At 55.5% G+C, this 12,291-nt stretch carries 12 protein-coding genes and 1 tRNA gene; all 13 read left to right on the forward strand.

The window, feature by feature from the left end; translation table 11 throughout:
• Positions 1–34: 34 nt before the first annotated feature.
• Positions 35–757 (forward strand): isoprenyl transferase, encoded by a 723-nt coding sequence (locus tag HQL63_09920; protein ID MBF0177146.1) that lies wholly within the window; start codon positions 35–37, stop codon positions 755–757.
• Positions 758–805: 48 nt separating this feature from the next.
• On the forward strand, positions 806–1,582 hold the full coding sequence (locus HQL63_09925; protein MBF0177147.1) for a phosphatidate cytidylyltransferase: 777 nt from the start codon (positions 806–808) through the stop codon (positions 1,580–1,582).
• Positions 1,578–2,753 (forward strand): 1-deoxy-D-xylulose-5-phosphate reductoisomerase, encoded by a 1,176-nt coding sequence (locus HQL63_09930; protein MBF0177148.1) that lies wholly within the window; start codon positions 1,578–1,580, stop codon positions 2,751–2,753. The genes HQL63_09925 and HQL63_09930 overlap by 5 nt, the downstream gene beginning before the upstream one ends.
• Positions 2,747–3,829 carry an RIP metalloprotease RseP gene (gene rseP, locus HQL63_09935; GenBank protein ID MBF0177149.1) on the forward strand — a complete coding sequence of 361 codons (1,083 nt, stop codon included), beginning with the start codon at positions 2,747–2,749 and terminating at the stop codon, positions 3,827–3,829. Before HQL63_09930 ends, rseP begins: the two co-directional genes overlap by 7 nt.
• A gap of 11 nt (positions 3,830–3,840) precedes the next feature.
• Entirely contained in the window at positions 3,841–6,162 is a 2,322-nt protein-coding gene (bamA, locus tag HQL63_09940) for an outer membrane protein assembly factor BamA (protein ID MBF0177150.1), read from the forward strand.
• Positions 6,163–6,214: 52 nt separating this feature from the next.
• Positions 6,215–6,757 (forward strand): OmpH family outer membrane protein, encoded by a 543-nt coding sequence (locus HQL63_09945; protein ID MBF0177151.1) that lies wholly within the window; start codon positions 6,215–6,217, stop codon positions 6,755–6,757.
• Between the two features lie 123 nt (positions 6,758–6,880).
• Positions 6,881–7,336, forward strand: coding sequence for a 3-hydroxyacyl-ACP dehydratase FabZ (gene fabZ, locus HQL63_09950; GenBank protein ID MBF0177152.1), 456 nt, complete (start codon positions 6,881–6,883; stop codon positions 7,334–7,336).
• The gene (gene lpxA / locus HQL63_09955; GenBank protein ID MBF0177153.1) at positions 7,329–8,114 is read left to right on the forward strand and encodes an acyl-ACP--UDP-N-acetylglucosamine O-acyltransferase; all 786 of its coding nucleotides are present in this window, start codon (positions 7,329–7,331) and stop codon (positions 8,112–8,114) included. Before fabZ ends, lpxA begins: the two co-directional genes overlap by 8 nt.
• A gap of 138 nt (positions 8,115–8,252) precedes the next feature.
• Positions 8,253–9,173 carry a UDP-2,3-diacylglucosamine diphosphatase LpxI gene (lpxI, locus tag HQL63_09960; GenBank protein ID MBF0177154.1) on the forward strand — a complete coding sequence of 307 codons (921 nt, stop codon included), beginning with the start codon at positions 8,253–8,255 and terminating at the stop codon, positions 9,171–9,173.
• A gap of 10 nt (positions 9,174–9,183) precedes the next feature.
• Complete coding sequence (locus tag HQL63_09965; GenBank protein ID MBF0177155.1) at positions 9,184–10,179, forward strand: Gfo/Idh/MocA family oxidoreductase; 996 nt, start codon at positions 9,184–9,186, stop codon at positions 10,177–10,179.
• A complete protein-coding gene (gene lpxB, locus HQL63_09970; GenBank protein MBF0177156.1) occupies positions 10,176–11,348 on the forward strand; it encodes a lipid-A-disaccharide synthase in 1,173 nt (390 codons plus the stop codon). Before HQL63_09965 ends, lpxB begins: the two co-directional genes overlap by 4 nt.
• Positions 11,349–11,473: 125 nt before the next feature.
• Entirely contained in the window at positions 11,474–11,848 is a 375-nt protein-coding gene (gene trxA / locus HQL63_09975) for a thioredoxin (GenBank protein ID MBF0177157.1), read from the forward strand.
• 83 nt (positions 11,849–11,931) lie between these two features.
• A tRNA-Lys gene (locus HQL63_09980) sits at positions 11,932–12,007 on the forward strand.
• Positions 12,008–12,291: the final 284 nt, after the last annotated feature.

Here is a 12,291-nt window from a genome sequence, read left to right on the forward strand (position 1 = left end):
GTGATCCTGTCGTCACCCTTGTGAAGAACGATTTATGAATGAACTGAAAAAAGAGCAGCTGCCTCGCCATGTCGCCATCGTCATGGATGGCAACCGGCGCTGGGCCAAGTCTCGCTTTTTGCCGCGTCTGGAGGGGCACCGCCAGGGGGTGAAGGCGGTGCGTCGGACAATCGAGGCCTGCATTGATTTTAAAATACCCACCTTAACTCTCTACACTTTCTCTTCGGAAAATTGGAATCGGCCCGCCGAGGAGGTCTCGGCCCTCATGAACCTTCTGGCCCTGCACCTCCGGAAAGAGATGGACGAACTGGTCAAGGAAGGGGTTCGCTTTCGCGCCCTGGGTCGCATCCAGGAGCTGGCCCCGAACATTCGCGACTTGGTGCGCGAAATGGAGGACAAAACGCGCCACAATACCGTGTTGAACTTTAATATTGCTCTTAATTACGGTGGACGTCAGGAGCTTGTCGATGCAGTGCGTGGCATTGTTGCCAAAAGCCAGGCTGGGCAAATCAGCTCGCCGCTTGAGATCACCGAAGCGTATATTCACCAATATCTGACGACCGCCGGTCAACCAGACCCGGACCTTTTGATTCGCACCGGGGGTGAGCGCCGCATCAGCAATTTTCTTCTCTGGCAGGTGGCCTACACCGAGCTTGTTTTCATGTCCATCCACTGGCCGGATTTCAATCGCGACCATCTGCACGAAGCGATCATGGAATACAGCCACCGCGAACGCCGTTTTGGCGCTGCGCAATAACTGCATCCCCGTTCACCCAGGATGATTGTTCGGATTGTCTCCGCCCTTGTGCTCGCGCCATTAACCCTGGCTCTGCTCTTTTTTGGAACCTCACAGCAGCTTTGCGTCGTTGTCTCGTTGATTGTGGCCGGCCTGCTGTACGAGTGGCACCGGTTTCGCCCGCCTCTGGTCCGCGTCGATCTGGCGTTGTCCATCTGCCTGGGTTGGTTGCTCGTCATTTCGCACTGCATGGGTCGAGCCGATTGGCTGCCTGCTCTTCTGACGGGTGGGTTGGCCATCTTTCTTGGTGTGGCGACATGGCGTTTCTCCCCGGAAAACCGGGTGCTGGATCGCACGGGCTTTCTTGTTTTTGGGCAGATTTACTGCACCATGCCCCTGGTTCTCTTTCTCCAGATTCATGCCATGCCCCATGGCCCGTCGTTGTTGGGCATGCTACTGTTGATCGTATGGGGGACCGATATCGGGGCGTATTTCGCTGGCCGGGCCTTTGGCAAGAAAAAACTGGCTCCGCAGCTGAGCCCCGGTAAAACCTGGGCTGGCTTTTATGGTGGTTTGGCCTTTGGCACCTTGGCTGGCTGGCTGGCGGCCACCCTCCTCCTTGCGACCTACAAACCGTGGCATATCCTGCTCCTCGGGTTGATCCTCTCTCTGGTTGGGCAATGGGGCGATCTGGCGGAATCGATGGTCAAAAGGGAGTCGAACGTCAAGGATTCTGGAAGCTTGATCCCCGGCCATGGCGGCCTTCTGGATCGTCTGGACAGCCTGTTGCTGGCCACGCCGGTGTTGAACCTTTGTCTGTTTGGAGTCGACCTGATTGGAAATTAAGAACATTGCCATCTTGGGTTCCACAGGATCCATTGGTCTCAACACCCTGGATGTGATTGCCGCCAATCCGGACCGTTTTCGTGTCGCGACCCTGGCTGCGGGGCGCAATGTCCGGTTGTTGGCCTCCCAGGCACGGCAATTTCACCCCGAGGCTGTGGCTGTGGAAGACCAGGAAGGAGCATCCTGGTTGACCCGGGAGTTGGCCGATACCTCTGTCCAAGTCCTCTCCGGTCAGCAGGGAGTGATGGAGGTGGCCGCTTGGCCATCGGTCGCCATGGTAGTATCTGCCATTGTGGGTGGAGCGGGCCTGCCTCCGACGCTGGCAGCCGTGCGGGCTGGCAAGGATGTCGCCCTGGCCAACAAGGAGTGCCTGGTCATGGCGGGCTCTCTGTTCATGGAGGAGGTGGCCCGGCACCATGTCCGCCTTATTCCAGTGGATTCGGAACATAGTGCCATCTTTCAGGTGTTCAACCAGAAAAATGCCATGCGTCGCCTGATTTTGACCGCCTCGGGTGGCCCTTTTCAGGGGTGGAAGCAGGCGCAACTGGCCCAGGTCACACCCGAACAAGCCTTGGCGCACCCCAAATGGAACATGGGAAAAAAAATATCCATCGATTCAGCTACCCTCATGAACAAAGGTCTGGAAGTGATCGAGGCCCACTGGCTGTTTGATGTTCCTGCTGATCGGATAGAGGTGGTGATTCATCCCGATAGTATAGTACATTCGTTGGTGGAGTATTTGGACGGTTCGATTTTGGCGCAAATGGGAGTTCCCGATATGCGGACACCGATTGCTGTGGCCCTGGCTTTTCCTGACCGGGTGCCGGTTCCTGTGCCCTCCCTCAACCTGGTTGCGCTGGGCCGCCTGCTTTTTTATCCTGTTCCTGACCGTGCGGATTTTCCCTGTCTTGGTTTGGCCTATGACGCCTTGCGCGCCGGGGGGGCGGCACCCACCATTCTGAATGCTGCCAATGAAGTGGCTGTCAGCGCGTTCCTGGGGGAAAGCCTCTCTTTCCCGGGCATTGCGCATGTGGTCGAACAGACCTTGAGTACGTTGGGCGGATCTCCCGTGCATACTCTCCAGGATGTGATGGAATGGGACATGATGGCCCGGAGCAAAGCTCGGGAGTGGTCGCACCGCATCTCCGGCAGGACGGTGCATCCATGTTGACCAGCACCATCTTTTGGGCTGTTGTCGTCCTGGGAGCTCTGATTTTCGTTCACGAGCTGGGTCACTTTTTGGCAGCCCGCTTTTTCCAGGTCAAGGTATTGGTCTTCTCGCTGGGTTTTGGCCCCCGCATCTGGTCGTGGCGATCCTCCGAAAAGGGTACGGAATATCAACTTGCTGCCATTCCTCTGGGCGGTTACGTCAAAATGCTGGGGGAGTCTCCGGATGATACCGACCCCATCGCCCCGGAGGATCGTCCCTTCGCTTTCAACGCCAAACCTGTATTTCCGCGCTTCTGTATCGTTCTTGCCGGGCCGATGTTCAACTTTTTATTTGCCATCGTTGCTGTGACTGCCGCCAACATGATCGGCGTTGGCGAACTGTTGCCGGTCATCGGCAGTGTGTCGGAGGGGATGCCTGCCCAGTCCGCCGGTTTGTTGCCCGGAGACAGGATCACCTTTGTTGGGGATCAACCGGTCAAGCGTTGGGATGTCATGAGCCGGAGCATCAAAAAAAGTCATGGCGAGTCTGTCGAACTGACCGTTGTCCGGGGCGAAAAGACCTTTCAGGTCTCCATACTGCCCCGTGTGCATGAAGTGCCGAACCTTTTTGGTGAACCTGTCAAGCAGGTTTTGATCGGCATCCTTCCCAGCCGGGATGAAGAGATCGTCCGCTATCCGTTCTGGGAGGCTTTGGGCCATGGTGTCGTCCATACCTGGCAAATGACCGACATGATGATGACGGGTATTTGGAAAATCATCACCCGTGTGGTTTCGCCCAAGGAGATTGGCGGTCCCATTCTCATTGCCGATTTGGCGGGCCAGGCTGCCCGGCAGGGGCCAACCAACCTGCTTTTTTTCATGGCAATGATCTCCATCAACCTGGGGCTTCTCAACCTTCTGCCCGTTCCCATCCTGGATGGCGGCCATTTGATGTTCCTGACCGTGGAGGGCATTCTCGGACGGGCGTTGAACGAAAAGACATTGGTGATGGCGACCAGGGTCGGGATCATGTTTATCGTGGCCCTGATGTCTCTGGCCTTTTACAATGACATCTCCCGATATTTCTCGGAACACTGATCGAGATCGATATGAAAATACCCAACGCTTTTTACATGCTGTCGGCTGCCAGGAGCGGTTTGTTGGCGGCGACCATGCTCCTGCTTTTGGGTATTCCCCGACCGCTCCTGGCCCAGGAACCCGGTGTCGTGGAAAAAATTCGTGTTCAGGGTGCGCAACGGATCGAAGCTGATACCGTCAAGAGTTACCTCAAGATCGATCGGGGACAACCCTTCGACCCGGAAGCCATTCGGCAAAGCCTCAGGGCACTCTATGATACCGGTTTTTTCAAGGATGTGGCCCTGGATCGCGACCGGAATGATCTCGTGGTCCGGGTTGAAGAAAACCCGATGATTGCCGAAATCAAATTTGAGGGTATCGACGCCTTCTCCCAGGAGGAGTTGGAAAAAATGGTGCGCGTGAAAGCGCGATCCATCTACAACCGCGCCAAAACCGAAAAGGATCTGGCCGGACTGCGCCAGGCCTATCGGGTCAAGGGGCTCTTTTTGGCTAAAATCGATCTTCTTATCAAGCCTTTGGATAACAACCAGATCAACCTGGTCTACCGGATTACCGAAGGAGAGAAATCCAAGGTCAGGGATGTCAGGGTGATTGGCAACCACAAAATCAGCCAACGCGATTTGATGAAAAAATTGCTGATCCAACCCTCCGGTTTTTTTTCCTGGTTCACCGAGGATGATACCTATGATCGGGAAAAGCTTCTCTCCGATCAGGCCCAGTTGCGGGATTATTACCTGAATCAAGGCTATGCCCGGGTCCAGGTCAACTCTTCCGTGGCTGAAATGACCCCTGACCGACGTGCCTTCGTCGTGACCCACTCGATCCAGGAGGGGGAGCGTTTCAAATTTGGTCGTACCGAAATCAAGGGTGATTTTGATGAATTGCCCATACAGGATCTTTATGCAGAGTTGGGGTTCAAGAGTGGCGATTGGTACTCCCGTGAGGAGTTGCGCAATTCACTCGATAAACTCAACGACAAGGTTGGTGATTTTGGCTACGCCATGTTGGATATTCAGCCCGATCTTTCCATTCACGATGACACCAAGACCGTGGATATCCTTCTCAATATCCAGAAAGGTCGGCGGGTTTATCTGAACCGCATCGACATATCCGGCAACACCCGGACGCGGGACGAGGTGATTCGTCGGGAGATGCGCGTGGTCGAGGGGGAACGTTTTTCAGCCAGTCGCATTCGTAAGTCGAAAAGTCGCCTGGATGCCTTGAATTTTTTTGAAAAGGTTGAGATCACAACGCCACAGGCGGCTGATGGCGAAGATCGGGTCGATGTACAAATCAAGGTGGAAGAAAAGGCTACGGGCGCCTTCACCATCGGGGCAGGCTACTCCACCGTAGATCAGGTGATGGGATCGGCCAGTATCACGCAAAACAATTTTCTTGGGAAAGGCCAGAGGGTCTCCCTCTCCTTCGACCTTTCGGCCCACTCTTCGAACTTCAATCTGGGTTTCACCGAACCCTACTTCATGGACCGAAACATGTCGGCAGGGTTTGATATTTTTAACCGGAAAACAAATTATTTGTCCACTTCCGCCTATAAACAGAATAACCTCGGGGGCGATTTGCGCCTTGGGTTTCCCCTGAATGACCGGCTGTCGGATACTGTGACCTATAGCTTGACCCATGTGGAAATTTACGATGTTGCCGATGCTGCCTCGAATATCATCAAGGAGCAGGCGCAGCGGAGCCCCTACCTGCAATCCATGGTCAGCAACAGCTTGTTGTGGAGCAACCTGAATGACCGTTTTCTCCCTACGGAGGGTCGATCTCACCGTTTGGGGACCGACCTTTCCGGGTTGGGTGGTGATGTACGCTTCGCACGGGCCATGACAGATCACAGTTTCTATCATACACTGATCGGCAAGGGGGATCTGGTCGGACACTTGCGCGGGCGCACGGGCATCGTTGAAGGCCTGGGTGATGATGTGCCCATCTTTGAAAGGTTTTTCCTGGGTGGCTCGCGGAGCATTCGGGGTTTCAAGCCCGGTGGTCTGGGACCGCGCAGCAACGATGGCGAAGCCCTGGGCGGCACCTATTTTGGGCAGCTGAATTCCGAACTGATCTTTCCTTTCCTTGGCTTGGGTGACAAAGGGGTGCGAGGTATAACCTTCGTCGATACGGGCCTGATCGGTGATATTGAAAAACTGGGGGGAGGTGTCAATACGGTTGAATCCAGCTCTCCCCGGGTCTCTGCCGGTTTTGGGCTTCACTGGGTCTCCCCGTTTGGCCCGTTGCGCTTTGAGTTTGGTTTCCCCCTGAAAAAGGAGGAGTTCGATAGAACCCGTACCTTTGACTTCAGCATTGGCACAGCCCTCTGACAAAGGTTGCCCCTGCTCTTATAGCTTCTTCCATTGGATATGCCGACTTGCAATGACAGGACTTCCGCACATGGTCAAAAAACAGATTGCCCTTATCGCCTTCCTGGTATGTGGCCTCACCTGGGGTACGACCGCCCAGGCGGGGGAAAAGTTTGCCTTTGCCGACGTGGACAAGGCCATGAATCAATCCCAGGCTGCCAAAAAAGCCAGAGAGCTTCTTGACCGCAGCTTCACCAGCAAGCAAAAAGAGCTGACCGCCATGGAGGGTGAGATTAAAGCCATGGCCAGCGACCTTGAGAAAAAGAAAAACATTCTGGCCCCCGAATCCATGGCCGAGTTGCAGGAGAAAATTCAGCAAAGACGCCGTGAGCTGGGGCGGTTGGCAGAAGATCATCGTGCATCCCTGGATCGTGAGAATGCCAACTGGAGCAAAAAAATCACCCGTGTTCTGCTTAGCGTCATTCAGGATATCGGCGCCGAAGAGGGGTATACGGCCATTTTTGGCAAAGGGCAGGTCATCTATGCCAACCCAAAGATCGATATTACGGATCGGGTCTTGGAACGGCTTGACACCCGTGCCATGGAGTTGTTCTGATCGACGGCAGTACCATCCCGTTATGGGCGTGAACCGTGGGAGACGCCATGCGGCTCCCGAAGCCAAAGGATGCCGGGAATTCTCCCTCCATCCACGAAATTCAACCAGCGGGGAATCAAATCAATGGAGTCCAATCCCCTTGCAGAGATCCTTGAAAGTTTGCCGCATCGTTATCCGTTCTTGCTGATTGACCGGATTATTGAAGCGGAACCCGGTAAGCGTATTGTCGCCATCAAAAATGTAACGTTCAATGAACCCCACTTCATGGGACATTTCCCGGACAATCCGGTCATGCCAGGTGTTCTCATTCTGGAGGCGATTGCCCAGGCCGGCGCCTTGCTCGCCTGCCGTACCGATCCGGCGGCCATCAAGGGACGCCTTGTCTATTTCATGGCCATTGATCGCGCACGCTTCCGCAAGCCGGTCTTGCCTGGGGATCAACTCCGGATCGAAATGACCCTGTTAAAAAGACGTGGCGATATCTGGCGATTCAGTGGTCAGGCTCTGACAGATGGCGACGTGGCCGCTGAGGCGGAGGTCATGGCCATGACCCGTGATCGAGGTCAGCCAGGTGAGTGATTCGACCTTTGTTCATCCCACAGCGGTCGTTGAGCCCAACGTCAAACTGGGTCGCCGTGTGCGCATCGGGCCTTATGCTGTCATCGGCTCCACTGTTGAACTGGGCGATGGCGTCGAGGTGGATGCTCATGCGGTCATCGAAGGACGGACCACGATCGGCGAAAACAGCCGGATCTTCAGCTTCTCATCGGTTGGCAAACCCCCCCAGGATATTCACTATGCCGGTCAGGCGACCTGCGTGGAGATCGGACGCAACTGCTCCATTCGCGAATATGTCTCCATCCACCGAGGTACGGAGGAGGGGGGTGGGCTCACCCGGGTCGGCGATGGTTGCATGATCATGGCCTATTCCCACGTAGCCCACGATTGCCGCGTCGGTGACCACGTCATCATGGCCAATGGCGCCACCCTCGCCGGACATGTGGAGATCCAGGATCATGCAGTAATCGGAGGTTTGACGGCCATCCACCAATATGCACGGATAGGCCGTAATGCATTCATTGGCGGAGCTTCGGCGGTCTCCATGGATGTCATCCCCTTCGCTTCCGCCGCTGGCAACCGATCCAAGATCGTCGGTGTCAATGTCGTTGGCCTGCGGCGGCATCGTTTCTCCGAAGAGACCATCAAGGCGATTCGCAACGCGCACCGGATTATTTTTCGCTCCAATCTGCGTCTGGAAAAGGCCATCGAAGAGTTGGAACGTCAACACCACTCTCTGCCCGAAATCCAGTATATCCTGGAGTTTCTCCAGACCACCCAGAGGGGTATCTGTCGCTGAGGTTGGTGAGCGGTAACCATTCAGTACCCTTTCAAGAAAAGCCTGGACATGAAAGCCTTTGTCGGGGCTCTGTCCCGACCCCCACCAGGATGCTCTTCTGGTCTTGCCAGGGAGCCACCCCCCAGCGGGAAACAGCTCATGAACCCTGTCCTGCCTTTGGGCTCCCGTCTCGGTCTCATCGCCGGCAGTGGGCAGTTGCCGTTGTTTTTTGCCCGGTCTGTGCGCCAAAAAGGTGAGCATGCGCTGGTGGTTGTGGCTCACCATCACGAAACAGACCCTGCCCTGGCTGACATGGCGGACCATGTGCTCTGGGTTCGGCTGGGTCAGTTTCGCCGCATCCTGGACTATTTGGCCAGGCAGAAGGTTACGGAAGTGGTCTTCGCAGGGGGCATTACCAAGGCGAGGATTTGGCATATCCGGCCCGACACGGTGGCCCTGCGGTTGGTGGCCGGGTTGCGGCATCTGCATGATGACCTCCTGTTGCGGGCCGTTGCCGGATTGGTGGAGTCGCACGGTTTTCGGGTGCGGGGCGTTGCTGATTATTTACCGGAGTTGCTGGCGCCGCCAGGCCAATTGACTCAACGGGCGCCAACATCGGCGCAGTGGATCGATATGCGTTTTGGTTGGCTCGCCGCCAAATCTCTGGGTCGCCTCGATATCGGCCAAGGGGTGGTGGTTCGGGACAAGACCGTGGTGGCTGTCGAGGCCATGGAAGGTACCGATGCCATGATCTGTCGCGCCGGCCATCTTTCGGGTGGTCGAGGCATTCTCGTCAAGGTGGCCAAACCTGCTCAGGATCGCCGCCTGGATTTGCCAACCGTCGGTCCTGGCACCGTGCGATCGTTGGTTGCGGCACGTTTGCCGGTTTTGGTCGTGGAGGCTGGAGGCGTGATCCTGCTTGACCCGGAGACCACCCTGGGGTTGGCCGATCGGCATCGATTGGTGATTGTGGCGACAACCGATGAAGCGATGGCAACCACATCCCATGGATTGACATCCCTTGAAGCGACGGCAACCATATCCCATGGATCGGCATCCTTGGGCGAGACGATGGCGTGAGGGAGGTACCATGAGGGGCGATTCCCATGTCTGGACGAAAAATCATCTGCGTGCCGCCGTGATCGGCGTGGGCTATCTGGGTCGTTTTCATGCCCAGAAATACCGGCAAATGCCAGGGGTTGACCTGGTTGCCGTCGTGGATCGCAACGAGGATGCCGGGCGTCGCGTCGCCGCCGAGTTGCAGGTACCCCTGGTTGCGGATTTCCGGGACATTCTCCACCAGGTCGATCTGATTTCCGTGGTGGTACCTACGCCCCTTCACTTCGCCATTGCCAAGGTGTGTTTGCAAGCCGGCGTGCATCTGCTCATCGAAAAACCCATGACCACCAACCTGGCCGAAGCGGATGAGTTGATTCTCCTGGCTGCACAAAACAAATGCCTCCTTCAGGTGGGGCATCTGAAACGGTTTCACCCGGCGGTCGTGGCGCTGCGGCAAAGTGGTTTGCTGAACCGCTGCCGTTTCATCGAAGCTCACCGTTTTGCTCCTTTTAAAAACAGGGCGTTGGATGTCGATGTCACCCTGGATCTCATGATTCATGATGTCGATTTGATCCTTGATTTTGTGCGCTCGGAGGTGACGGACATTGTTGCCTTCGGCAGATCCATCATCACGCGCCATGTCGATGTGGCCCATGCCCGTCTGCAATTTGCCAATGGGTGCATGGCGAACATTTCCGCCGCCCGCGTGGCCCGGGAGGCGGTTCGCTCTATGCACATTCTTCAGGATGATGCCTATATTTCACTTGATTTTATTCATAAAAATGTCCACCTGATCCGACGTCGCTCCCCTGCTGAACAATTGGATGGCCGTGGCAACCCTTCCGTCACTCCGGAACATCTGCCCATTCAGGATCATGACACCCTGGAGATGGAAATCAGGGCGTTTTGTGCTGCGGTTCGTGACGGTCTTGCTTCTCCGGTGCCTGGCCAGGATGGACGTCGCGCCCTGGCGGTGATCATGGACATTCGGGAGGCGATCCAGACTACGGCAGGCGATGTCGCGTGAAAATTTTGCTGGTGGCTGGTGAAGCCTCCGGAGATTTATTGGGTGCCGACCTTTTGGCCGGTTTGCAGGTACGCTTTCCAGACCTGGTCGCTTTGGGGGTAGGCGGTCCTCGCATGCGGCGGCAAGGATTGCAGACACCCTATGACGTCAACGATCTCTCGGTCATTGGCCTGTTCGAGGTTGTTCGCCATTTGCCGCGCATGTTTCAGGTCTTTCGTTATCTGACCGGCCTGTTGCGCCGGGAGAGACCTGACCTGCTCGTGACCATTGATCTGCCGGATTTTAATTTTGTCCTGGCCGGGCAGGCCAAGCGCTTGGGCGTTCCTGTCATCCACTATGTATCACCCCAGGTTTGGGCCTGGCGCCCAGGCCGGGTGCATCGTGTTGCACGTTTGGTGGATCATCTGCTGGTGCTGTTCCCCTTTGAGCCCCGGTACTACGCAGGCACCGGATTACCGGTGACTTTTGTTGGTCACCCCCTGGTCAGACAGGTCAAGACACATCGCAGTCGGGAGGAGGTGCGCCAACAGTTGGGCATCTCGCCAGATGAACCGATGGTGACTCTGCTGCCTGGCAGTCGCGACAGCGAAATCGCCCGCCTGTTGCCGATCATGTTGCAGACCTGTCAACAGGTGGTTCGATCAGAACCCCGTTGCCGATTTGCTCTGGCCATGGCCGAGACACTTTCCCGAACAGATATCCAGACACATTGGCCTGGTGATACGAACCTTGCCGTCAGTATTCACCAAGGCATGACGCTTGATCTGCTTGCCGCGACTGATGTTGCCCTGGTGGCGTCCGGAACAGTCACACTGGAGGCGGCTCTGCTGAGCACCCCCATGGTAGTCATTTATCGCGTCAACCGTTTCACTTACGAAATTGGGCGAAGGGTCATCCAGGTGCCCTACATCTCCCTGGCCAACCTGGTCGCCGAACGGGCTGTCGTTCCTGAGCGTATCCAATCTGCGGCCAATCCCGAAACTCTGACAACCGATCTTTTGACTCTTCTCAAAGATTGCCGCGCCAACATGGCCATGCGTCACGATCTGGGCGTTGTTCGTTCCCGCCTGACCAGTCCAGAATGCAGCGCTTCCGATGTTGTTGCTGAATTTTTGCTCAAAAAAAACGTGGCCTCGCTGCGCAAAGCTCTCCTTAGCACGCACTTTTAAATGCGATTATCCAGGGGCGCCTGGGCAGTGACAAAAAAAGTTGAAATTTTGCCTGGATGAATGCCATAGTCCGGGAGGGGTAGGGGTGTTGTTGGTCCAAAACAAAATCAGCCGAGGAGGTCGGTGTGGCAACGATAGAAATGACTCAACACAATTTTGATGCGATCGTTGATGGCCATGATACCGTATTTATTGACTTTTGGGCATCCTGGTGTGGGCCATGCAAGGCCTTTGGTCCCATTTTTGAAAAGGTTTCGGAGCAGTTTCCTCACGTCGTGTTTGCCAAATGCAATACAGAAACTGAACGGGAGTTGGCGACGCATTTTCGAATTCAGTCTATTCCTACTTTGATGATATTTCGAGAGAAGATCATTATTTTTTCACAGCCCGGCATGGTTCCCGAGCCCGCCTTGGTCGATTTGGTCAATAAAGTTTTGGAACTGGATATGGCCGCTGTCAAAAAAGAGGTGGCGGAACAACAAAAAAACAGGAAAAACTAGACCACCGGGAACGTCGATGGATTCCCCGCCTTGACGTTGAGGGGGATTTGTGGCACCCTCCCGATCCTTCGGTGAGATCCGAAGGGCCGTTAGCTCAGATGGTAGAGCAGCTGACTCTTAATCAGCGGGTCGAAGGTTCGAGTCCTTCACGGCCCACCAGTAAAAACAAAGACTTAAGGCCACTTTCAAAGTGGCCTTTTTTGTTCATTGCTACCAGGTTGCTACTTTTGGCGGGAGTAGTGACACAAAACTGCCAAGGTGGTGCCCCCCTTTTTTTCCACAGATGGAACCTAACCTAAAACCCGAAAGTGGCCCCATTGCCGGAATGGGTACCCGTCAACATGCACAAATTTTAGGCACCTGAAAATCAGATGGATGTAGATGGAAAGGGTAGTGCATCTGTTTGGTTGATCGAGTAGAATCCGCGAGGGTGTTCCATTTGC

Source organism: Magnetococcales bacterium, assembly GCA_015231175.1.
Classification (GTDB): domain Bacteria; phylum Pseudomonadota; class Magnetococcia; order Magnetococcales; family DC0425bin3; genus HA3dbin3.

Coding starts and splice junctions, on each gene's coding strand:
- fabZ (MBF0177152.1), top strand. CDS start 6,881: ATGGAGTCCAATCCCCTTGCAGAGATCCTTGAAAGTTTGCCGCATCGT.
- HQL63_09945 (MBF0177151.1), top strand. CDS start 6,215: ATGACAGGACTTCCGCACATGGTCAAAAAACAGATTGCCCTTATCGCC.
- HQL63_09920 (MBF0177146.1), top strand. CDS start 35: ATGAATGAACTGAAAAAAGAGCAGCTGCCTCGCCATGTCGCCATCGTC.
- rseP (MBF0177149.1), top strand. CDS start 2,747: ATGTTGACCAGCACCATCTTTTGGGCTGTTGTCGTCCTGGGAGCTCTG.
- HQL63_09965 (MBF0177155.1), top strand. CDS start 9,184: ATGAGGGGCGATTCCCATGTCTGGACGAAAAATCATCTGCGTGCCGCC.
- bamA (MBF0177150.1), top strand. CDS start 3,841: ATGAAAATACCCAACGCTTTTTACATGCTGTCGGCTGCCAGGAGCGGT.
- lpxI (MBF0177154.1), top strand. CDS start 8,253: ATGAACCCTGTCCTGCCTTTGGGCTCCCGTCTCGGTCTCATCGCCGGC.